General features: G+C 37.8%; 20 protein-coding genes and 3 tRNA genes. 9 read left to right on the top strand and 14 right to left on the bottom strand.

Annotation, left to right across the window (positions count from 1 at the left end):
- Positions 1–6 precede the first annotated feature (6 nt).
- Entirely contained in the window at positions 7–4,209 is a 4,203-nt protein-coding gene (locus AB1467_06365) for a helicase HerA-like domain-containing protein (protein ID MEW6295879.1), read from the bottom strand.
- A gap of 97 nt (positions 4,210–4,306) precedes the next feature.
- Here AB1467_06365 and AB1467_06360 point away from each other — a divergent pair, with 97 nt between their 5' ends.
- From AB1467_06360 to rpe, 4 genes are all read left to right on the top strand, one after another.
- On the top strand, positions 4,307–4,735 hold the full coding sequence (locus tag AB1467_06360) for a hypothetical protein (protein MEW6295878.1): 429 nt from the start codon (positions 4,307–4,309) through the stop codon (positions 4,733–4,735).
- A gap of 52 nt (positions 4,736–4,787) precedes the next feature.
- Positions 4,788–4,861 (top strand) — tRNA-Ala (locus AB1467_06355).
- Positions 4,862–4,917: 56 nt separating this feature from the next.
- A complete protein-coding gene (locus AB1467_06350) occupies positions 4,918–5,907 on the top strand; it encodes a hypothetical protein (GenBank protein MEW6295877.1) in 990 nt (329 codons plus the stop codon).
- A 6-nt stretch (positions 5,908–5,913) separates the two neighbouring features.
- Positions 5,914–6,579 carry a ribulose-phosphate 3-epimerase gene (rpe, locus tag AB1467_06345; GenBank protein MEW6295876.1) on the top strand — a complete coding sequence of 222 codons (666 nt, stop codon included), beginning with the start codon at positions 5,914–5,916 and terminating at the stop codon, positions 6,577–6,579.
- A gap of 38 nt (positions 6,580–6,617) precedes the next feature.
- On the opposite strand, the gene AB1467_06340 is transcribed toward rpe, so the two are convergent.
- The gene (locus AB1467_06340; protein ID MEW6295875.1) at positions 6,618–8,249 is read right to left on the bottom strand and encodes a fibronectin type III domain-containing protein; all 1,632 of its coding nucleotides are present in this window, start codon (positions 8,247–8,249) and stop codon (positions 6,618–6,620) included.
- Positions 8,250–8,716: 467 nt separating this feature from the next.
- On the opposite strand from AB1467_06340, the gene AB1467_06335 reads away from it, so the two are divergent.
- Positions 8,717–8,873: transfer RNA gene (locus AB1467_06335), tRNA-Ser, on the top strand.
- Between the two features lie 131 nt (positions 8,874–9,004).
- The gene (locus AB1467_06330; GenBank protein ID MEW6295874.1) at positions 9,005–9,334 is read left to right on the top strand and encodes a hypothetical protein; all 330 of its coding nucleotides are present in this window, start codon (positions 9,005–9,007) and stop codon (positions 9,332–9,334) included.
- A 13-nt stretch (positions 9,335–9,347) separates the two neighbouring features.
- Here the strand turns inward: AB1467_06330 and AB1467_06325 are convergent, their stop codons facing one another.
- Positions 9,348–10,559, bottom strand: a complete 1,212-nt coding sequence (locus tag AB1467_06325) for a cation:proton antiporter (GenBank protein MEW6295873.1) — start codon at positions 10,557–10,559, stop codon at positions 9,348–9,350.
- Positions 10,560–10,629: 70 nt separating this feature from the next.
- On the opposite strand from AB1467_06325, the gene AB1467_06320 reads away from it, so the two are divergent.
- Positions 10,630–11,613, top strand: a complete 984-nt coding sequence (locus tag AB1467_06320; protein ID MEW6295872.1) for a calcium/sodium antiporter — start codon at positions 10,630–10,632, stop codon at positions 11,611–11,613.
- A gap of 1 nt (position 11,614) precedes the next feature.
- Here the strand turns inward: AB1467_06320 and AB1467_06315 are convergent, their stop codons facing one another.
- The 10 genes from AB1467_06315 to AB1467_06270 all read right to left on the bottom strand — a co-directional run bounded on the left by AB1467_06315 (position 11,615) and on the right by AB1467_06270 (position 18,546).
- Entirely contained in the window at positions 11,615–12,652 is a 1,038-nt protein-coding gene (locus AB1467_06315; GenBank protein ID MEW6295871.1) for a mechanosensitive ion channel domain-containing protein, read from the bottom strand.
- Positions 12,653–12,722: 70 nt separating this feature from the next.
- Positions 12,723–13,931, bottom strand: coding sequence for a glycosyltransferase (locus AB1467_06310; GenBank protein MEW6295870.1), 1,209 nt, complete (start codon positions 13,929–13,931; stop codon positions 12,723–12,725).
- 103 nt (positions 13,932–14,034) lie between these two features.
- Positions 14,035–14,118: transfer RNA gene (locus AB1467_06305), tRNA-Leu, on the bottom strand.
- An 80-nt stretch (positions 14,119–14,198) separates the two neighbouring features.
- Positions 14,199–14,348, bottom strand: a complete 150-nt coding sequence (locus AB1467_06300) for a CxxC-x17-CxxC domain-containing protein (protein ID MEW6295869.1) — start codon at positions 14,346–14,348, stop codon at positions 14,199–14,201.
- Positions 14,349–14,479: 131 nt separating this feature from the next.
- On the bottom strand, positions 14,480–15,616 hold the full coding sequence (locus tag AB1467_06295) for a hypothetical protein (protein MEW6295868.1): 1,137 nt from the start codon (positions 15,614–15,616) through the stop codon (positions 14,480–14,482).
- A gap of 44 nt (positions 15,617–15,660) precedes the next feature.
- Positions 15,661–15,990: a hypothetical protein gene (locus AB1467_06290; protein MEW6295867.1), complete on the bottom strand. Its 330-nt coding sequence runs from the start codon at positions 15,988–15,990 to the stop codon at positions 15,661–15,663.
- Positions 15,991–16,087: 97 nt separating this feature from the next.
- Positions 16,088–17,173: a cell division protein FtsZ gene (ftsZ, locus tag AB1467_06285; protein ID MEW6295866.1), complete on the bottom strand. Its 1,086-nt coding sequence runs from the start codon at positions 17,171–17,173 to the stop codon at positions 16,088–16,090.
- Positions 17,174–17,556: 383 nt separating this feature from the next.
- Entirely contained in the window at positions 17,557–17,937 is a 381-nt protein-coding gene (locus AB1467_06280) for a type II toxin-antitoxin system VapC family toxin (protein ID MEW6295865.1), read from the bottom strand.
- Positions 17,921–18,133 carry an AbrB/MazE/SpoVT family DNA-binding domain-containing protein gene (locus tag AB1467_06275; GenBank protein ID MEW6295864.1) on the bottom strand — a complete coding sequence of 71 codons (213 nt, stop codon included), beginning with the start codon at positions 18,131–18,133 and terminating at the stop codon, positions 17,921–17,923. The genes AB1467_06280 and AB1467_06275 overlap by 17 nt, the downstream gene beginning before the upstream one ends.
- A 104-nt stretch (positions 18,134–18,237) precedes the next feature.
- Positions 18,238–18,546 (bottom strand): hypothetical protein, encoded by a 309-nt coding sequence (locus AB1467_06270; protein MEW6295863.1) that lies wholly within the window; start codon positions 18,544–18,546, stop codon positions 18,238–18,240.
- A gap of 122 nt (positions 18,547–18,668) precedes the next feature.
- On the opposite strand from AB1467_06270, the gene AB1467_06265 reads away from it, so the two are divergent.
- Both AB1467_06265 and AB1467_06260 read left to right on the top strand, forming a co-directional pair.
- Positions 18,669–19,871 carry a glycosyltransferase family 4 protein gene (locus AB1467_06265; protein ID MEW6295862.1) on the top strand — a complete coding sequence of 401 codons (1,203 nt, stop codon included), beginning with the start codon at positions 18,669–18,671 and terminating at the stop codon, positions 19,869–19,871.
- On the top strand, positions 19,868–20,554 hold the full coding sequence (locus tag AB1467_06260; protein MEW6295861.1) for a diphthine--ammonia ligase: 687 nt from the start codon (positions 19,868–19,870) through the stop codon (positions 20,552–20,554). Before AB1467_06265 ends, AB1467_06260 begins: the two co-directional genes overlap by 4 nt.
- Before the next feature lie 191 nt (positions 20,555–20,745).
- Here AB1467_06260 and AB1467_06255 read toward each other — a convergent pair whose 3' ends face one another.
- Positions 20,746–21,012: a hypothetical protein gene (locus AB1467_06255; GenBank protein MEW6295860.1), complete on the bottom strand. Its 267-nt coding sequence runs from the start codon at positions 21,010–21,012 to the stop codon at positions 20,746–20,748.
- Positions 21,013–21,243 lie beyond the last annotated feature (231 nt).

Raw genomic sequence — 21,243 nt, 5'->3', positions numbered from 1 at the left:
AATTAATTAAATTATTTTTCCCGTGATTGCGTCTATCTTAAGCCTTCTTTCTTTTCCTGCTTCTTCTAGGACAGCCTCAAAGTAGGGCTTCAGTATTAATGAAAGCTTTTTGATTACAATTGAAGGCCAATAGTTTTGCAGGGCCTGCATTACCTGGCTTTCAGTGAAGTTTTCTTTCTTGACTTGCCCTGCTTTTATTTCTGTTAAAGGCAGTTCATCCAGTGAATTGACAATTTTGTGCCTTGGGTTTGGCGGAAGCTCTAATTGCGAGTTGAGGAAATAGGATGCCTTCCCCTCTTTTAATTCTTTTTTCACGAATCCTTTTCTTGTAAGTTCTTCGAGCACTTTCTTTGCTTTCTCTTCGCTTATGCCTCCCAGCCCAATTAATTCTTTCAGGTTTTTTCTTTCAATAAGCCTTCCGAGAGTGCTTGCTTCATCCCTTCCTAAGGGAATGACTTTTGAGAATCCTTTTGATTCAATGAATTCTCTGTCTGTTGCATGCAGAAATTCACCGGTCTCAGAACTCACATAACAGTTGTTGGAAAAGAATTCCTGTCTTTGGTTAAAGTCATTGTATTGAATCTTGAATATTTTTTCGTAGTACAGATTCAAAGATTTCAATTGCTCTTCCCTTCCAATCAAACCCAATTTTTTCTTCTTCCTTGCGCTTTCAGCAATCCTTCTGGCTCTCTCTTCACTGAATCTGATCGGGAACGAATGAAATGCTTCTGCCATTTCTTCTGCTTTGCCTTCAATTCCCCTTTCAATTCCTTTTTCTTCAATTAATTCCTTTCTTTCTGCTATTTCTTCCTCTTTTTTTATTGCTGAAGGCAGGAATATTTTCTCTGAATCAATTGAAACCATCTTGTCTTCAAGGGCGTCAAGAACTGAGGAGAGCATTACCTTTGTTTTATACTTGCTGTTCAGCGTGTCAATAAGCGAATTCACTTGAGGCAATTCTATTTCTCCTTCCCTGTTCAATTTTGAGATAAGCATTTCCACTGCAAGTTTTTGGACTTGTTCTTCGCTCATTTTTGATTCAATTGATGTTGCCTCTACATCCCTTCCTTCGTGCTGGCTTATCCTGGGCCTAATGCTCAGCACGAAAGCCCTGCTTGTTTCCTCTCTCCTGTCTCCTACTAATGCTTTTCCAATTGGGAGAGTCCTAATGAAATTGCTTTTCTTGTATTTGAATGGAATTATTGTCGGAATCCTCTTGTATATTGCTTTTATGTCGTCGTCAAAAACCAGTTTATGCGAAATAAGAATATCCAATTGGGATAAAACCTTTGTGTCTATTGCGCTGGGCTGCTGTGTTGCAAAAACAATGCTGCAGCCAGGCCTCCTTCCCTGCTTTACGTATTCCACTAAAGCCTCTGTTGCAGGCGTTTTTACATTCCCTGAGGGAATTAAAGTGTGGGCTTCATCTATGAACAGCCATGTTGGAGGAATCTCCAGTTCAAGCATTTCGTCCATGCTTGCCTTCAATTTTTTTGCGCTCTCTTTTCTTGTAGAAATCTTTCTTGCTGAAAGGATTCTTCTAGCCAGAATCCCTATTACTAATGCCCCGACATTGTCCTCTAAAAAGCTTGTGTCTAAAACAGTAAGCTGGTTTTCCCTGCTTAATTCGCTTAATGGAGTGCCTTTCTCTGAGAATATGCCCCAGTTCTTTGCTGCTTCAAGCCTTGAAGCCAGAGCCCTGATGGAATCTTGCTTGTAGCCTCTCTCTTTTGAATTTAATTCTTCTTCTGTTTCAAGGCATTGAATCAATTCCTCCAAGCTGTAGTTTCCTTTCTTTGCTTTAATGTATTTTGCTTCTGTTGTCTTATAACCATGCTCTATTTTTTTGAGTACTTTGTCTAACAGAAGGCCTGTCGGCCCAAAGCGCTCCATTCCAAACGTAAGGCACCAGTCTTCCACTGAAAGCATTGAAGGCAGTACTGCAAATGTTGCATCGTAAGTATTCCTTGGAATTTCTGCTTTAATGCCTTCTGGCACGAATACCTTTAAGTTCTCCAGGCCTTGAGGCATTAAATTCCATTCAATTAATTCCTTTAATTCTTTTTCCTCTTTGTTTGGATACCTCATGCTCCAGAATACTCCCACAGGGTCAATTACTATTGTGCCAATGTTCTTGTTTCTTAGAGCCAGTTCCTCTGCTATGACTCCAAGGACGTAAGAATTATGAACAATTATATCGTTTGCAATAAAATTGTGGTATTCTGGGACAGAAATATCATACACTTCTTCCCCTTCTATTTCTTTTAATTCAACTACCTCATCCCAAAAAATGTCTGATTCTGCTATCAGTTGTACTCCCTTATTTTCATCTATTTGGGCAATTTTCAATAGCTTTTCTCTTGAAGGAGCATAATTTATGGCATTATGCAATGACTTTAATGACTTTTGGCTGTAACCCATAGCTCTGGCTGTTGCCGTCCAATTCTTTGGCCTATAAATATCCCAAATGTCTTTTGGAATTGTATCTATGTTGGGGTTTCTGTTAATTTCAAGCATGTTTTTTATTGCAGTTTCTTGTCTTAATTCTTTTATTCCAAAAAAGCCTATTTCTTGAATGAATTTGATTACGCTTTCAGATGAAATAACCAATTCAAAAGAATCAAATATTTTCTCTTTAAATTTTGTTTTTTTTGGTTTAATCTTTGAGATTATCCCAAATCTAAGCAGAAGGTGTTGCACTTGCCTTATTAGTTTCTCTGAGGAACTAGCATAAGAAATCAGCCAGTTTTTTTCGCTTCCGCTTACCTTGTGAATGCTTCCATCACAGCTGAAAAGCCTGTTAAGAAATAAGGCCAGTTGTTCTTTTGAAAGCTTTAATATTTCTTCCGGAATAAATTTCTCTTTTGAAAGCTTTCCGTATAAGCCAATGCTTTCAAACCATTTAGCCAGAGAGCTTTTTTGTGTAATGACAAAACCCTTGTTTGTAAACTGCCCTTTTTCATTTCTTACAATATTTCTTAAATCAATGCCTTTCTTTTTTTGTGCTATTCTATAGCACCAGCTTTTGCTGTGCACTTCGATCCTCAGGTTTTCGTCAAATTCCCTTATGCTTTTAGAGAAATCTTCAATTATTTTTTTGTCTTGATTACTAAACAATACAAAGGCATTTCCAAGATGGCCTTCTGCTATAAAATAAGCTAAAAGCTTTACATCCCCTTCTTTCATTTTACTGTTTCCAAACACATTAAGAATTCTTGGAGTTGCTATACTGTCTTTTCTTTTTAGTTCTTGTGCCTGCACCCACCCATTAATTGTAAGGAGAGGGTGTTCTGGAGTCAATTTTATTTCTCTTCCACTCCTTAACAGGAGAGAAAACAATTTGTCTACTTTTCTTTTGTAAAAGCCCTCTTTTTTTAATGGAACTATTTTTAGTTCATGATTTAATCCCAAGACCCTTTTGTTGTTGTATTCTAATTCTTTTATAGGTATAATTGATCCGTCTTCTAATGTTATCAGTGAATCGCCTGTAAGGCATTTTCCCGATCCTCTCGCGCCGCAAACAAATATTACGTGAGGGTTCAGTCCGTCTAATAATACTGTTTTTTCTTTATGTTTTCCGTCTTCTTCCACTCTCCCAATCAAGAGGCCTGCCTCGTCCTTGTAGGACTGGAAGACTGATTTTTTTCTTCCAATGAAAACAGAATTTTTTGCTTCATACTCCAGAAACCTTAAAGGCACTGTTGCAGGCTCAATTAATTCTACTTCGCTTTCTTTTTCTCCTAATTCTTCTTTAAGGTATTTTTCTCCCAGGCCTTCAATGTCTTCAGGGCTTATCTCTTCAGGCTCTAATTCTACTTCTTCAATTTCAGGTTCCATTATCTCTGGCTCTATTGTTGCAGACTTCAATGCCTTTTTTATTATCTCCCTCTTGAGTTTGTCTTTCTCTTTTTCTTGGAGCATTTCCTGCCTTGCGCCTTCAACGCCCTTCAACTTCTTTTCCTTTTCTTTTTTCTTCTTTTTTTCTTTAATTGGAATTAATTCCTCTTCCCCTCCTAATTCCTTTCCTTCCTTTTCATTCATTTCTTTTTCCTCTTCTTCAGTCTCTTCAATTCTTTGCTCCACCCTCTTTTCCTTTTTTCCCTCAAACACTTCATCAAATATGTCGTTGTCTTCCTTCACAATGCTCTTCTCCACCCTGTGCTTTTCTTCCCCGCTTTCAGCCCTTGGCTTTTCCTCTTCTTCGCTCATTTAGTTCACTCTTAAAACTTAAGGTTAAACTTATATTAATTTGTTGCTTTTTTGGATTTTTTCCAGCAGGTTTTTTTAACTTAAATGCCTTTAATTTATGGTTTATATGATTCCTGAACAGCACGCCAAGACCTGGAAGGTAATAGTGTTCAATGCAACACTCGTAATTTTTATTACTTTAATTATTGAATTGTTTTTCAGGCACTCTATTTCTGAAGAAAGCCTTTTTTGGGTTGAGGTAATTGACATTATTGCAGTAATAATTTTGGGCGTTGATTTAGTCAATCATTATTTTAAGGCAAAACGGAAAGAAGAATTTGTGAAAGAAAACTGGCTTCTCATTCTCTCTTTCATTCCCTATCTCATATTTGTTAAGACAGTAGGCATTCTTGCTATAATCAAGCCAGTGCTCACAGGCCTTGCAAGGCTAGTTAAAATATTCTTCCACATAAAGCCCTGGCTTACTGGTGCCGCGAGAGGCATAATGATATTATTTCACATAAAAAAAGAAAAGCAGGAAAAATGACTCAATGCATTATAATTTAACCTTTTTTTTATAATTAATTCATTATTTGTTTGGGCCGGTAGCACAACCTGGCAATGCGCTCGGTTCGCATCCGAGAGAATTCGGGTTCAAATCCCGACCGGTCCACAAGGGTAACTGATGAATAACAGTTTTTGTTGGATGAAAAAAAGGGGTGAATTCAATTGAAGAAAATGAAGAATACTGTTGCGGTGATAATTCCTACCATTGGAAGGAAATATGTTATTGAAACACTTCCAGCTACCATAAAAAATGCTGCTCTTTCACTGAAAAGAATTGGTATCAAACCCAGCTTCATTATTGAAGACACTTCAGAGAATGGCTTGAATGATAAAGTTAGAAGAAGGCTTAAGGCAACAGGAGAGAGAATTACATTAGAAAGAGCACAAAATTTGGGGTTAAATGATGCAATAGATAGAGGCTTTGAGTTAGCTGAAAGGAATAATGTTTTTGCAATGCTTTCCTGCTGTGATGATTTCCTTTACTCTTCAAAACAATTGGACCGTTTAATAAAGCCTGTACTGAAAAGGGAAGCAGAATTTGTTACTGCTGGCTGGGCTTTCAGGCACAGAAACATTTTAAGTTTCCCTAAACCGCAGTATCTCAATGAAATATGGGTTTCAAGGTTTGCAAGTTATGCAAACCCTGCTTTTGAGCCAAGCAAATTTAAGGCAAATCCTTTTTTAAGCAATCCGTTTTCTTTTCAGACATTTTCGGGAATGATTTGTTTGACTCCTCAAGCACATAATAAAATCAATTCTTTCATAAAAGAAATTTTTAAGAATTCAAGAAAAGAAATAAAAGATTCTCTTGGCATGTGGGGCAAAGAGCCCATAAGGCCTGTTGTGGCATTAGCACTTGGCTTGAAATTTAAATGTATTGCAATTCCTAATAGGAGGTTTGAGCACGAAAAGCCAGCCATTCAGACAATACAAAAACATGTTGAAAGCAGGATGAAACAATTTAATGATTCAGTTAAAGTAATCAGAGAATTTATGGTCAGGACAGGGCAAACAAGAAAACTTGAAGAATTTAATAAAATGAGTGAAGTGGTTTCAACTCGAATAAAAAGCATGGCTAAATCAAGTCCGCGGAGAATAACTTATCACAGAAGAAAGGGAGCAATTCTCAGGAGACTTAAACATTGGGGGTAATAAAAAATGGTTTTAATTGCGCCTTCAATTCTTTCAGCTGATTTTTCTGTGCTGGGAGAAGAAATCAAGAGGGTGGAAGAGGCTGGAGCTGACTTGCTGCACTTGGACGTAATGGACGGTTTGTTTGTACAAAACATTTCTTTCGGCCTGCCTGTAATTGAATCAATTTGCGGCAGGACAAGAGTGCCTTTGGATATTCACTTGATGATTTCAGAGCCTGAAAAGCTGATTGAAAGATTTCTTTCTTTTAAGCCTGAATTCCTTTCCTTTCATGTTGAGGCAACAAAAAAGCAGGATGAATTAATTGAATTGATTAAATCAAATAATGTTAAGGCAGGGATTGCAGTGAATGCTTTAACGCCAGTGAAAGAAGTTCTTGCTTTCCTTGATTCTGTTGATATGGTTCTGGTTATGAGCGTTAATGCAGGCTTTGGAGGCCAGAAATTCCTTGAGGAATCAATCCAGAAAATAAGGGAATTGAATGAATTGAAGGAAGAAAGGGGATTGAATTTTGAGTTAGAGGTTGACGGTGGCATAAATGAATTGAATGCGCGCAAGGTAATTGATGGGGGAGCAACAATTCTTGTGAGCGGTTCAACCATCTTCAAGTCAAAGAATTTGATTGAAACAATCAGTAAATTAAGGAATCCGAATTTTAAGGGAGGTATTTGAACCACCAAAGGGAGGTATCGGAACCGCAAGGTTCTGATTTAAATTGAGGCATTGCCGTCGCATGCAACCCTGTATGCAGGATTGAATATTTTTGCGCAGGCGTCATGGCTTTTCAATTCAACGCCGAAATCATAATAACAATAGTCTGTTCTGTTGTAAATGAAGGCAGGATAGTCTTTTGTTACCTGCTTGCAGACACTGTAGTCCTTTAATTTTATTGCTATTTCGCTAATGCATGAAATGTATCCTGTTCCAGTAGTAATTTTTTCGCACACTTCAGGGCTAAGCGAATTCAATGCCACTAAGGCATAGCAGTTGTTTCTTATTGTGTTGTCTCTTATTCTAATGCAGGCACTGCTCTGGTTCAGGTCTGCTGCAATCTGGCTGTAGCATGAATCCCTTTTGTTCATGTCTGCCGCAATGTTTTTGCATTGCTCGAATGAAAGGTTTTTGACTGCCAAATTATAGTAGCAGGTTTCCTTGTCAGGGAAATTGAGTATTAATTCGCACGCCTCAATTGAAGGGTTCTTCTCCCCTAAATATGTAAAGCAGTCCTGCTGTATGTTTGCATCCTTTATTATGGTGCAGTACTCTAATTTTAGGACATTTTTGTCTACGTTGAAGACGCATACATCGGAATTATAGTCGCTGACTATCTTTTCGCATAAATCGAAATTGCCTGTATTGACTGCAATTGAATTGTAGCAGTTGTCTGCCAAGGTTTTGTCAATGTATAAAGCGCATATCTTTTCGTCTGTTGCGCTTGATAGAAGGGAATTAAGGCATTCGTCTTTCTTGAATGCAGTGAAAGAGCGAGAAGAAGAAATATTATTGCACACCTTGTAGTCCTTGAGTTTTTGCGCCAGTTGGGTAAAGCAGTCATCCCTTTCTGTGACGCCTGCAATTGAATTGCATTCAGTTGCCGAAGACTGGCTTAAGGCTATTGTTTTAGTGCATTCATCTGAAACTGTCTTATCTTTTATCTGCAGGCAAATCTTTGCGTCATTCAATGCTACTGCAATTGTCTTGTAACAAGCATCTTTCATTGAAGGATTCAGCACAGTGATAAAAGCGCAGAAGGCTGCTTCATTCTTTTTTGTTGCCACTTCATTGAAGCAGTTGTCTTTTGAGAGGCCTTCAATGAAATTGCATACAAGGCCATCCAAGTGCTCTATTGCATAATTAGACAAGCACAAGTCTTTCTTGAACTGGCTTTCCTTTTCCTCGCATAAGCCCGCATAAATTGAGTTATTTTTGTCTATAATCAATTCAATCCCTAAAACCAGGGCGCTTGCCTCCTGAGAGAACTCACTGTCTGTTCCCTGCGAGTTAACTACTGTTACAGCATAATAGTATGTAAGGCCTTCAGCCAATTCCTTGTCAGTGAATTCGTTTACATCCAAAGGCTCTTCAGTCAATTTCATGTAATTCTTTCCTTTTAGAAGGCTCCTGAACACATTGTATCCTTTTACCCCAGTTTCAGTGCTCTTGCTCCAGGTAATCCTTGCAGTACTGCCTTTCACTTCAGCTGTAACACTTGAAGGCGGGGTAAGAAGGCTGGGCGTTTCCCCTGGCTTTTCTTCAGGAGGCTTGCCTGGGCTTAAAGTGCATCCAGCAGTAAGCAAAGCAAATACAACCAGAACTGCAATTAAACAGAATTTTCCTTTCATGCTTTAATTATTATTGAACTTGAATTTAAAAATATTCTGCTTTAAAGAGCCTTTTTTTATGTTTAATTCAATTGATTGAAAAATAAAATAAAAAAATATTTAAATTAATGCTCTTAAAAGATAGTATCGGGTATTGGGAGTTAAAGGAGGCAGGCCATACTGCACTGCGGAGCATTTTCTTCGCCGGCCTTTTCCTTAAAGGCTGCAGCAGATCCCTGGTCTGCCCTTCCTCAATTCTTCGCTCTAATTTTTCTTAAACTAAAACCTTTTTTTATTAAATGTTTTCCTGCAATAAAACTATAACCACACAAAAGCTGTGGAAGCACTACTGAGCGTAGCGAATGTAGTGCACCGGCGTCAACTGACGGACCGGTTGGAAGGTATCGGAACCGCAAGGTTCTGATAAGTATTACTGAGCGCAAGCGAATGTAATACAAGGAAGGTATCGGAAACGTAGTTTCTGATTTGCGGAGGTGGCGGAGTGGTCCAACGCACCAGCCTTGAGCCTGCCCCTTTCTCTTTTTAGAAAAAAGAGAAAGTGGTAAGTTGCCCCAAAGAGAAAAAAATGGCGGCAGGAAAGCTGGCGAGCAAAAGCTCACGCGAGTTCGAATCTCGTCCTCCGCGTCGGACCCTTTTTTCTTTCCCGAAAGAAAAAAGTGTTACGTTATCCCAAAAAAGAAAGGGAAAGTTGCCCAAAAAGGAAAAAGATAGAATTATAATTAAGTTATGCACTAATTGTTTTTTAGTGTTTTGGAATGCGTAAAAGCGGAGAAATATATTACAAGGAAATAAGGCTTATTGGACAGAGAAAGGTTTTGAGAAAGCGCAGGTATTCCGAAACAGAAGAAAATATTTTAAATGCTGTTAAAAAGCTTAAACCAGAATTCAAGGGAACATTATATGATGCTTTTAATATTCTAAGAATAAGAGGACCTAAAACAAGACAATTCATTCTTCAAGTTATAGCAACAGAAAAAGGTTTGAGGGGAAAGGAATGGAGGCGTTTCTGGAAGAGGCCTTTACATTACAATCTGAAAACAGGAAAGCTTGAAAGGGTAAGAAGAATGCATAAATTTAAGCTCTAAATTAATTAAAAATTTATAGTTGGGTTGTTGCAATCAAGTTCTTTTTGTATGCTCTCTCGAAATAGAATACTGTTATTGTGGCGAAAACATTTGAGAGGATTACAATCATTAGCACAATGTTTGTGAAGTCCAGTTTCAGGCCAAAGGATAATGGAAGTGAGGCTAAAACTGCTGTGCCAAGGCCTCTCGGCAGCATGGACATAATAACTGTATCAGATTCTTTCAGTGAATTGTTTAATTTCAATAAGATTTTAATTGAAGCATATCTTGCAATGATTATTGCCAGAAAAACTACAAGGGAAGTTATGATGATTTGCTGGGTGAATTCACTGAAATTGAATACTGCGCCCAAGTAAACGAAAAACATTGTCCTCACAAAAAAGCTCACTTCTGTCTGGAGGGTTTTGACAGAATAGTCTATCTTGAAGTAGCTTCGCAGGTTCAATGCCCTTGTTATTGTGTTGTAGTTGGCAAGCACTAGCCCGAATATGAGGATGGAGGTAATCCCGTTGCCTCCAAGTATTTCTGTAACAACATATAAAACAAAAGAGCTTGAGAGGCTGAGAAGGTAATGGTATGGCTGCCCTTTAAGAATTTTCATTATTTTTGCCCAAAGGAATGCTGCAATAATGCCTAAAACTATTGCGATAGAGAAAGCGCTTGCAATCTTCTGGAAAGGGTTTATTACATCAAATGTTTTAAGCGAAATCAATTGCACTAAAGCAATAGCCGCAACAATGGTTATTGCTGTGTTGAACGCTGACTCCAAGCTCAATAAAGTTTTTATTTCCTCTGAAACAGAAAGCTTTGAAACAAGTGAAGCGATTATTTCATAGCTGGTTCCCGCAATAATGAACCCCAAGAGAAGGCCGTAGATTAAGGGCATCCCCAAAAATATGGTGAAGACCATTGAAATGATTGCTGTAAGAATGCACACTATTACAGTGAATATGCTTGCTTGGGGCAGCTGCTTTATCACTGTCTCCAAATCCAGTTTTGCTCCGCCTTCAAACACTATTATGATTAATGCTATTGTCCCAATCAACGGCGCGAAAGCCATCAGCGAAGCAGAGCTAATATAGCCTAAAATAGGCCCTATAAGCATTCCAATAAATATGAGCAGAAGGACGTCAGGGATTTTCGTCCTCTGGAAGAACACCGAAGCAAAGAATCCAAAGAATATTATTAGGCCTATGAGCCCGATAATGAAGCCTACATCAATCATTTTTGAACCACTTTTAGTTTAATGCCTGAAGTCATTAAATAATTTTTCGCTTTTTATTTTGTGGAGCACCATGATTTTGTATTTTTTGTTTGTTTTTGCGGCTTTCTTTTTATTGATGAAGAGCTCTGATTTAATTGTAGGAAGCGCTTCAAGGATTGCAAGAATCTACGGAATAAGCGAATTGGTGATAGGCCTTACAATTATTGCAATTGGAACCTCTCTGCCAGAGCTTTCCTCTTCTCTTATTTCTTCTTTTGCTGGTTCAGGGGGCATTGCTGTAGGAAACATTGTTGGGGCGAACATTGCAAACATAAGCCTTATTCTTGGCTTGAGCTCTGTTATTGCAGGGGCAATTTTAATTCCAAGAGAGGTTTTCAGCAGGGAATTAATGATCATGTTCCTGGCTTCTTTTATTTTTATGGGTTTTGCTTTTGACGGGGTGATTTCATTTTATGAGTCCCTGCTTTTGTTTGCTGGTTTTATTGCGTACATGTTTTTCCTGCTTAAAATTCAGATAAGGGTTGCGGACTTCTTCAGCTTTCACACTTACCTTAACCTCTTCAAACCTGAAACCTTAATTAGGTCAATAGCGAAAAGCTTCAAGAAGGCCCTTTTGCTTGAGTTAGGTGTTTTTGGCATAGGACTGATAGGATTGTATTTAGGGGCATTAATTTTAATTGATGGAATCAAGGGGATTGCTTTTTCTTTTGGCTTTCATGAAAGCCTTATTGCCGCAACCCTCATGTCCTTGGGCACTACAGTGCCTGAACTCTTTGTTTCAATTACTGCAATAAAAAAAGGATTAAACAATATCATGGTTGGAAACATTATTGGAAGCAATACAGTGAACATTCTCATGGTAGTGGGGGCAGCAGGAATTGTTTCGCCATTGCTCGTGCCATTAAAATTTGAACTGCTCTTAATTCCATTCATGTTTTTTGTTTCCCTTTTGTTAGTGATATTTACCTTCTTTGGTTTTAGGATTTCAAGGGCAAAAGGCTTTGTGCTATTGTTGTCTTATTTTCTTTTCCTTTTCTTGGCGTTAGGCAGATGATTCATTTCCCGTAATATATTTTTCTTACAGGCCAGGAGATTTCAATGCCTTCCTTGTCGTATCTCTCTTTAAGCGCTTTAATGAATTCGTGCATTACAAGGTACTTATCCACAAAGGTTTCCACTCTAAGGATAACAGTAAAATTAATGTTTGAGTCCGCGAAGGTATGGTATCTTATGAAAGGCTCAAATTCTTTTACTGCTCCAGGCACTGTCTTCTGGATTTTCCTTGCTACATCCACTGTGACCTTTTCGACTTTTTTGAGGTCAGAATTGTAGGCAACACCGCACTGAACTAATGCAGCCATCTCTTTTTGTGGAAGAGAATTATTCACTATAATGCTTTCAGCTAGCTTTGAGTTAGGCACTATTACAATAGTGTTGGGAAGGGTTTTGATTCTTGTTGCCCTCCAGCTTATGTCTTCCACGTAACCGGAAATATTTGCATCCGGAATTTCAATGTGGTCCCCTATATTGATTGGCTTGGCTGAAATTATGCTTAGGCCTGCAAAAAAGTTTGAGAGAGTGCTTTGAAGTGCAAGGCCCACAGCTAGTCCTCCAATGCCCAAAGCAGCAATAACCGGCGTTATTTCGATTCCAAAATAATCCAATGCAATCAGTATGGCAAATAAGTAGATTACCGCAGAAACTATTTTGTTTATCAACTGAGGTGTTTTCTCAAATTTTTTTTGTACTTTAAGACCCTTGCTTACAAATATAGCAAGAGCCCTTGAAACAAGCCTTGCAATTATGAACACAAATAAAAGAAAGAATATTCCGTCCAACCATAAATAGTAAGGATTTAATACAGCCAAGGATTTCAAGGCAAGATAAAAGCCTCCAAGCATAACCAGAACATATAATGGCCTTGTAATCAAGTCAACTAAAATGTCATCAATGTCGCTTTTTGTTTTTTCAGTCAGTTTCTTCAAATAATTCTTGAGGATAAAATGCGCTGTTCTGGCAATTATGAATGAAGCTACCAAAATAAGCAGGAATCTAAGGTAATCATTCTGGATTAATGTTTCTATTGCTGGCATACGGTAGAGAAGTATCTAGAAAACTATAAAAATTTATTGTTCATTTGCTTGAAATGCAACCCGCAAATTTCTATTTTATTAGCCCAAATCTTTTTTCTTTAAATAATTCAAAATAATCTTTTAAGTGTCTTGTAATCAGAAAATTGTTTTTCACGAATTCTTTTCCTTGGGCACCCATTTTTTTGGCCATTTTCTCATTTTTTAACAGTTTAATTGTTTTGTCTGCGCAATCTTTTATGCCGTCAACCAGATAGCCTGTTTTTCCGTTGATTATCTGCAATGGAATGCCCCCCACATTGCTTCCTATTACTGGCTTTTCTTTCCATAAGGCTTCACTGACTGAAAGGCCAAAGCCTTCCTTGATAGATTTTTGTAAAACAACAGAAGACGCCCTTTGCAATGCATTAACCAGAAAGGCATTGTCTTCTGTTAATAAAATAATGTCTTTTTCGCCTTCAACCTCTTTAAGTATTTTTCCATATATAATAGGTCCTTCAGGGTCATCTCCTGCCATGCTCCCCATTAAAACCAGTTTGCAGTCCACTTTCTTTTTAATGAGCTTAAACACTTTAATTACCCCTAATGGGTCCTTCCATTTATCAAAGCGGGAGATCTGTGAGATAATAGGCTTATTGCATTCAACGCCTTTTTTTGCCAGAAATTTTTCGATTTTATTTTGCGGTATTTCTTCATTTTTTGCGCTTAAAGGATCTATTGATGGGACAATTATGCGCGTTGGTATAGGCATACTTTTCTTAAACTTTTTTGCTGAAACAATGACTGCATCATACCTTAAAATAAATTTTTTCAGGTAATTCCAGACTTCTTTGTTAGGCCTTGATAAATCGACATGGCAGCGCCAAATCCAAGGCTGTGTTTTTTTATAGAAGGTTATAAAAGGCAGTGGCTGAATGTCATGAATTATTATGCAATCATGATGGCTTATGTGGGTAATAAAAGAATTCTGTTCATTAAAGTCAATGTAAATCTTTTTTTTCATTTCAGAAAAATTAATTTTTTCTCCTTGCAAGGCATTATGAAATTTTTTGGTTACAGTAAAAAATTCTGATGTTCCCTTGAGGACCCTCCATCCAGTGCTAATGCCCGCATCATTCATTAAAGGGATTAGGCTGTTTAGTATTTCAACAACGCCTCCACCGTAATGAGTTGAATTAATGTGAACGAAATGTTTTTCGCTTAAGGGGGCTGCAGCCTCGTAAAGCTTGTCAATGCTTTCATCCCCAACAATATTCCTGTACTGATTCAAAGATTTTCTCATAAACAAAGAAAAAACAGCAAAATTAATAAAAAATTTGTGTTATAAGGTCTGACGTAAACCGGCAGCGGCGGTTTGGAGGTATCGGAACCGCAAGGTTCTGATTTGCGGGGGGAGAGATTCGAACTCTCGAAGCCACTGAGGCGCCAGCCCCTCAAGCTGGTGGAATAGACCGCTATCCGACCCCCGCCTGTTCTGGTGAGTGACTTAATAAAAATAAAATAGAAAAAGAATAAAATTGGTTTGTTTGTCTTGTTTAATTCCAACTAATTAGTATCTTCTGTGCTTTTGGTAGCATTCCCTGCAGTAGACAGGTTTTCCTTCTGTTGGCTGGAATGGAACCTCGCAGTCTTGTCCGCAGTCAGAGCAGACAGCCTTGTACATTTTCCTTTCGCCGCCAGAAAAACTTCTGAAAGCCATTTAATTTTTCACCTTTCTTTATAATTCTTGTGTAATAGAGTACACAAAGCAACATTCATGCGAGAAGCAGAGTTGATTGCATATTCTATGTATTAATTGGCTGAGGCAGATAATTTAAATATATGCATTAATCACATTTTCTTGAAGTCTATTATCCTGAACTTTGAGTCCAAGTCCATGAAGTATAATTCGTTCACTATCTCCACTTTTGCGAGGTAATTGTCCCTTACTTTGGTGAAGGACATTATTTTTATGTCGCTTGAGCCTATCTCTTTTCTTAGCACTTCTGTAAGTTTTATTTTGAGTTGTTCCATTTGGTCTTCTGGGCTCAATGGCTTTTGAGGTTTCTTTTCTTTTTCTGTTTCGCCTGATATTTTTTCCCTTAATTTTTTTTCTTGCTCTATTTTTTCTGCTATCATCTGCCTTCTCTCGTCTTCAATTTTCACAGGCTTTGCTATTTCCTCTTTTGTTTTTGTTGTGCCCACCTTTTTTTTGCCTGAGAACGATAATGCGACTATTATAAGTATTACCATTAATCCTATGAGCACTGCTGCAGGAAGGAAGTAGCCCACAAGGAAATAGTATGCGTTAAGCTTGTAATTTAATTCAATGAATTCTTCCTTGAATTTTTCCGGGTTCCTGAAGACATAATAATTATCTTCTATTGTATAACCTTCGGGCTTTATTGATGAGACATCCCCTTCAACTTTTATTTTAATTGTTTTTTTGGTGATGTTTTCTGCGAAAAGGTCTATTGCGCTTATGTTTTCTTTTAATGGAATTCTTGCAGTGAAGCCTCCCCCTTCCTCTCTTGTTATGCCGTAGTCTGTTTCCCCTGCATTCAGGTCTCTTATTTTTTTTATGAAGTCTTTGTCCATTTCAATTGTTGCTGTTATTTTTGCTTTCTCTTCCAAGTTCAAGGCATTGTCTCTCTGCAGGCTGCATTCAATCCTTCCCTTTATTAGTTCGAGTGCTGCAATTGAATTGTTGAGTTTCTTGAATTCTTCTTCGCTTTTTGCTGTAGTCCTCTTTGATTTTGCGTCTTCTATTATTGAATCAATCTGGCCTTGCAGGGCCTCGGTGCAGTTCTGCTCCCATTCAGTGCTGTCAGCACTTAATTCGCCGTAATATATGTGTTTTATTGTCATGGTGCCGTCGCTTTTATAGAAATAGATTTTTGTGAGTTCTGCACTGCTCAAGGGCTGCTTTATGCAGCCAGCTGCAATCACTAAAGCCAAAAACCCGGCAAGCAAGAGAATTTTCTTCATCCTAAATTAATTCAATTCAATCCTATTTAAACCTATGCAAAAAATTATTTTTTAGGGCTTTTTTTCCTGGATTCTTTTGTTCCAACATAAAGTTGTTGTGCCGTGCCCTTAAATCCTTTTTCAAAAGTTGTGCCTCTGAGTTCACTGCGGTTTGCTATTGGAGCATCTTCCCTAAGAGTTCTTCTTTCTCTTCCGCGTAAGCTATTCACTACAGTAAAAGGCCCATGTTTATAACCATGAAATGCTGGAATTTTATGACTGGACAGTTCTGCCAAAAATTCTTTTCCTTTTCCTTCTGTAATGTAAATAATCTTTTTTCTCCTATTATCTTGTAGTCTTGGTTTTCCTACTTTTATTCTTGCTGGTTTTGGCATTTTTTTATCATCTCTATTCAATAGTAAGTCTTTCCCTCTTAATAAGCTTTGCTCATAAAAAAATCAAAAAAAAAAGAAAAAGAAAGGAAAGGAGGATTTACGCGTATCCTAGGCCTAGTTCGCTTTTTCCTTTTGCTCTGGAGCTCATGGCTCTTGACTCAGAGGTTTCTTCTGGGCTTTTAATGTAAGGGCTGTGCACTCCTGTGAAAATGCTTATTACTTCTATTTTGTTTTCAAATGTCGGGTCAACCCTTGCGCCCCAGATGACTACAGATTTAGGGTCAATGCTTTCTGTGAGCATTTCGCCTACAGCGTTTGCTTCGCCCAAGGTCAGTTCAGGTCCTCCTGTAATGTGAATTAAGGCTCCTGAAGCTCCAGTAAAGTCCACGTCCAAGAGGACATTCTTTAAAGTGTCTTCCACTACTTCATCTACTTTGTTGACTGACTTGCTTTCCCCTACTGCAATTACTGAAAGGCCTTTGTTTCCCATTACTGCCCTAACATCAGCAAAGTCCAAGTTGATCAAAGAAGGCTGGGTTATTGTTTCTGTTATGCCCCTTACTGTCCGTGCTGTGACTTCGTCTGCTACCTTGAATGCGTCTTGTATTGGAAGGTTTGGAACCAATTCTACTAGCCTGTTGTTGTCTATTACCACCACTGTGTCTGTGCTTTTCCTTAGTTCTTCTATTCCTTCTTCTGCTTTTATTAGTCTTGCTTTCTCTAAGGCAAAAGGATAGGTTACTATTGCTATTACTATTGCGCCCTGCTCTTTTGCTATTTGTGCTATAATTGGCGCACTTCCAGTTCCTGTTCCTCCCCCCATTCCAGCTGAAAGAAAAAGCATGTCTACCCCGCTTAAAACCTCTTCTAGGGCCTGCCTTGACACTTCTGCTGCCTTTGCTCCAATGTCTGGATATCCTCCTGCTCCTAAACCCCTTGTAACGCTCTTCCCTATCAGGATTTTGGTTAATTCATCATTAATAATTGATAAGTGCTGTTTGTCTGTGTTCACTGCAACCAATTGGGCTCCTGAAACGCCCATGTTTGCCAGCCTGTTTGCTGCATTGCAGCCTGCTCCCCCTGTACCTATCACCATGATTTTAGGAGCGCCGAATTCCTCTATTTTGTCTTCTGCTTTGACTGCAACGCTTTTATTTACTGCTTCCTCTATTACTGACTTCAAATTTTACCACCCCATAAAAAATATATAGAAAAATTGAATTAATAGAATTCAATTCAGTAATATATTCTGCTTTAGGGCTTTAAAAGGCTTTTGTTAACAAAACAGAGCAAAAATAACACTCTGTTATTGCATAGAAAACCCGGAAATCTTTATGTATAAAGCAATTTCCTTTAGGAATCCGACATCCCTTAAACTGGAGTTATTCAAAAAAAGAGGCTAAAAGCAAGAAAAGCAATTTTCAGGCTCAAAACAAAAAAACAGGTGTATTAACGGCACTTTATATTAATTGGAATTGTTTTAGGTCTTTTATTTGCGCCCATTTCATTGATTGCCCTGCGGAAGCATTGTTTCAGCAGCATTATGTTATGTATTCTTATGTAGAATTACTCTACGAGTATTATTTCTTTCATTCCTCTGAAGTGTTTGTCTGAGGTAATTATTTTTGCTTTTGTTTTTTCTGCTGTGGCTTTAATTATTGAATCAGCCATTCCGAGGCCTGTTTCAATGCTTTTTTCTGCAGCTTCTATTGCAATATTTTCATCTAATATGATTACTGTTGTATAAGACACTATGTAAGCAATTGCTTCCAATGCCTTGGTTTCATTCTGCATTCGCTTTATTTGCTTGTACACTTCAAAGAGAACAATTGAAGGGGTAAAGAATTCAGATTTGTTTGCTTTTTCAATGTACTGGCCGTATTTTTCTGACAACCTTCCTTCCCCAAAATATTCAATCCATCCAAAAGAATCAACTAAAACGTTCACTTTCATCCCTCAGCTTTTTTGTTGTAACTCCTTTGGCTAAACCTTTGGCTTCACTCATTTTCCCTACTGGAATTAATTCTATTACCCCTTTTTTCTCTATAACAACTAACTTTTCTTTCGGCTCAATCCCCAAACTCCTCCTAATAAGCTTGGGCAGGACTATCTGAAACTTTTGTGATACGATAACAGTTTCCATGCAATCACCGTAATACATTATACTCAAATATAAATAAAAAGTTTACGTTCTGATCAACCTTAATAAGATGTATGCTTATATAGAATTACAAATTGTGGGTGAAATTATCTTTTCTTCCCTATATGTATTTTCTTTTTTCTTAACTTAATAACCTTTTCATTTTCAAGTGTTGGGGCAGTATGCATGAATAAAGATGAAGTGGGTTTTGTAGCTAATGCTTTTACAGGCATAGTGTCGAATATCCATTGGTTTCTTTTAAGACCGTGTTTATAAACTTCTTTTATCTCTCTGCGTTCTGGTACTCCTCTAAAAAATTCTCCTGTTTCTGGGATATAAAATAAAACATGCCCTTTATAGGTATCTCTTATTCTTGGATTCCTTTTTCTTGTTGTTCCTCTTTTCGGTAAAGGCATTCATTTCACCTTTATTTATCATTAAGGTCTTTCCTTCTTAATAAACCTTTCTTCTTTTTTTTTTCTTTTTTTGGATGGAGATTAAATAAATTTAAATTTTCTTTGCGCTTTATGGATTGGTTATGGATTCTTTTAGGGTGTGCATGCTGGACCCTTTATTCTATCCTTATATGGGCGGGACAGAGAAGGTTGTGTTTCATGTAGGGAAAAGGCTTGCTGCGAGAGGCCATGAAATTCAAGTTCTTACTTCAAGGATTCCTAACACAAAAAAAGAGGAATTAATTGAGGGAATTAAAGTAAAAAGGATTTCAAGCCTTTACCTGGCGAAACTGCCTTATCCCCTGCCTCCTCCTTACACTTTCACTCCAACAACCTCTCTTGCTGTGCTTAAAGCAGAAGCAGACATATTTCACTTGCATAACCGCTTTTGGTATTATTTTTTCACCCTTGCTGCACTCAAGGCAAAAAAAAAGGAATTGGCTTTGACTTTGCATAACGCAAGGCCTAAGGGCATTTCAAAGGCAACAGATTTCTTTGGGGGAATTTACGATGACGTGTGGGGAAAGCAGGTAATGCGTTCCTGTGATGGCATAAGCGCTGTAAGCCTTAACACCAGAGACATTACTGTTCCAAGAGACTGCCTTGCAAGGACTACTGTAATATACAATGGAATTGAAGAAAAGGTCTTCAGGCCTTTCAGCAAGACAGAAAAAGAGAGGGCTGTCGCTGAAATCAGGGGAAAGCATTCAATTGATTCTGACATAATTATTCTAGCGAATGCAAGGCTTGTCAAGCAGAAAGGCTTGAATTACTTGATTGATGCTGCATGCAAACTGAAGGCTGATGGAAGAAGTTTCTCCATTATAATTATTGGGCACGGCAATTTATTGAATGAATTGAAGGCGCAGGCAAAATCTTTGGGTGTAGAGAAGGAAATAATTTTTGCTGGAGCAGGAAAATTTGATGAAGAACTTCTCCAATACTATAATGCTGCTGACCTTTTTGTAATGCCTTCTATCTGGGAGCCTTTGGGAATTGCTTTTGTTGAGGCAATGGCTTGCGCGCTGCCTTGCGTTATCACTGATGCTGGAGGAATGAAGGAAATTGCTGCCACTGAAACAAGCATTGTTCCTGCCGCAGACAGTCGAAAGCTGGCTTCTGCTTTAAGTGAATTCATTGAAGACAAAAAAGCAAGGATTTCTGCCGGTCTGAAGGCAAGAGAGCATGTATTAAAGAATTTGACTTGGGATAAGATTGCCTTGAATTATGAGTCTTTCTACAAGTGCATTCTGAATAATGAAAGCCTTCCTAAGGTTTTTTTATGAATGTTGGGGTTTTATTTTCTGGGGGAAAGGATTCCTGTTATGCCTTGTTCAAGGCAATGCAAGAAAAAGAGAGCATGGTAGTCTGCCTTATTTCAATTATATCCAGAAATCCCGAGAGCTTCATGTTTCACACTCCAAACATTTGGGTTACAGAACTTCAGGCTCAAGCTATTGGGCTGCCTTTGGTAAAGCAGGAGACTGCAGGTGTAAAGGAAGAGGAATTAAAGGACTTAAAGAAGGCAATTGAAAAGGCAAAAAAGAAATTTAAGCTTGAGGGAATTGTTACTGGTGCAATAGAGTCTGTTTATCAGTCTCAGAGGATCCAGAAGATTTGCAGTGAATTGAATTTGAAGTGCATTAATCCTTTGTGGAAGAAAAGCCAGAAGCAATTGCTTGAAGAACTTTTGGAGAACAATTTCAAGGTAATCATTTCCGGCATCTTTGCCTTCCCTTTAAACGAGAAATGGCTGGGAAGAGAATTAGATGAATGGACAGTAAAGGAATTGGTTGGACTGCAAGAGAAATTCAAGTTAAGCCCTTCAGGCGAAGGAGGAGAAATAGAGACGACAGTATTGGATACCCCCTTCTTCAAAAAGAGGATTGAAGTAATTGAATCCGAAATTAAAGTAAAACATAATTCCGGCGTCTTCATAATAAAGAAGGCAAGGCTTAAAGAAAAATAATTTTAATATTATTACGCCCTAGGTCTGTCCCTCTTTTTTTACAAAAAATATTAGGCGTTATGGTTCAAACACCCAAACCTTATACTAAAATAATGCAGTAAGTTATATAAAAAGTTTTAGGGGAAATTAGCTTTGTATAAATAGTCTTACTTTTTTGTGACTTTTTACACAGAAGCAATACTTTTTACATACTATTTCTTTTTTGGTTTGTAGCTTGGGTTTAGTCCTACCCAAGCTTCTTTGCCAACCCGTTTTTTTAGAACTTCCTTTCCATTGTGTTGCTTAACTACGTTGCTAACCATTCCCACGTTTTGGATTCCTATTTTGTGAGCAAGGTGTCGCACCCTCATTGCTTTCTGTTCTTTTTTGAGAGCTCTGACTATTTTGTCTATTATTCGGTTTTTTGGAGTATCTTCTAATTTATAAAATTCTTCCATTGGCATTTCATGATTTTTCATAATTCCACCCCCCAGTAGTTTGTTATATAGTTATATAAATAGTAAGATATTTAAATATGTGGTTTTTAAGATATATTGTTTCTAAATTTTGCTTCTATTCTGAGTTCATACATTTCGTGAATTACAACAACCATATTGTGGCGTAAGACTTTCAGTAGGAGTTCATTTTTTTGCACATTTTACTCCTTTATTTAAAGCTTAAAAAAGAAGGCAAAAAAAGATGAGAAGAAA

This window comes from Candidatus Diapherotrites archaeon, from assembly GCA_040755695.1.
In the GTDB taxonomy this organism is placed as follows: domain Archaea; phylum Iainarchaeota; class Iainarchaeia; order Iainarchaeales; family 1-14-0-10-31-34; genus JBFMAK01.
The sequence above is the reverse complement of the archived record's forward strand: the minus strand, read 5'-3'. Positions and strand labels throughout refer to the sequence as shown.

Excerpts from the sequence above, each read along its gene's own strand:
- AB1467_06260 (MEW6295861.1), top strand. The coding sequence starts at position 19,868 with ATGAATGTTGGGGTTTTATTTTCTGGGGGAAAGGATTCCTGTTATGCC.
- AB1467_06290 (MEW6295867.1), bottom strand. The coding sequence starts at position 15,990 with ATGCCAAAACCAGCAAGAATAAAAGTAGGAAAACCAAGACTACAAGAT.
- AB1467_06310 (MEW6295870.1), bottom strand. The coding sequence starts at position 13,931 with ATGAGAAAATCTTTGAATCAGTACAGGAATATTGTTGGGGATGAAAGC.
- AB1467_06365 (MEW6295879.1), bottom strand. The coding sequence starts at position 4,209 with ATGAGCGAAGAAGAGGAAAAGCCAAGGGCTGAAAGCGGGGAAGAAAAG.
- AB1467_06340 (MEW6295875.1), bottom strand. The coding sequence starts at position 8,249 with ATGAAAGGAAAATTCTGTTTAATTGCAGTTCTGGTTGTATTTGCTTTG.
- AB1467_06295 (MEW6295868.1), bottom strand. The coding sequence starts at position 15,616 with ATGAAGAAAATTCTCTTGCTTGCCGGGTTTTTGGCTTTAGTGATTGCA.
- AB1467_06330 (MEW6295874.1), top strand. The coding sequence starts at position 9,005 with ATGCGTAAAAGCGGAGAAATATATTACAAGGAAATAAGGCTTATTGGA.
- AB1467_06265 (MEW6295862.1), top strand. The coding sequence starts at position 18,669 with ATGGATTCTTTTAGGGTGTGCATGCTGGACCCTTTATTCTATCCTTAT.
- AB1467_06270 (MEW6295863.1), bottom strand. The coding sequence starts at position 18,546 with ATGCCTTTACCGAAAAGAGGAACAACAAGAAAAAGGAATCCAAGAATA.
- AB1467_06360 (MEW6295878.1), top strand. The coding sequence starts at position 4,307 with ATGGTTTATATGATTCCTGAACAGCACGCCAAGACCTGGAAGGTAATA.
- AB1467_06320 (MEW6295872.1), top strand. The coding sequence starts at position 10,630 with ATGATTTTGTATTTTTTGTTTGTTTTTGCGGCTTTCTTTTTATTGATG.
- AB1467_06275 (MEW6295864.1), bottom strand. The coding sequence starts at position 18,133 with ATGGAAACTGTTATCGTATCACAAAAGTTTCAGATAGTCCTGCCCAAG.
- AB1467_06315 (MEW6295871.1), bottom strand. The coding sequence starts at position 12,652 with ATGCCAGCAATAGAAACATTAATCCAGAATGATTACCTTAGATTCCTG.
- AB1467_06300 (MEW6295869.1), bottom strand. The coding sequence starts at position 14,348 with ATGGCTTTCAGAAGTTTTTCTGGCGGCGAAAGGAAAATGTACAAGGCT.
- AB1467_06325 (MEW6295873.1), bottom strand. The coding sequence starts at position 10,559 with ATGATTGATGTAGGCTTCATTATCGGGCTCATAGGCCTAATAATATTC.
- rpe (MEW6295876.1), top strand. The coding sequence starts at position 5,914 with ATGGTTTTAATTGCGCCTTCAATTCTTTCAGCTGATTTTTCTGTGCTG.
- AB1467_06255 (MEW6295860.1), bottom strand. The coding sequence starts at position 21,012 with ATGAAAAATCATGAAATGCCAATGGAAGAATTTTATAAATTAGAAGAT.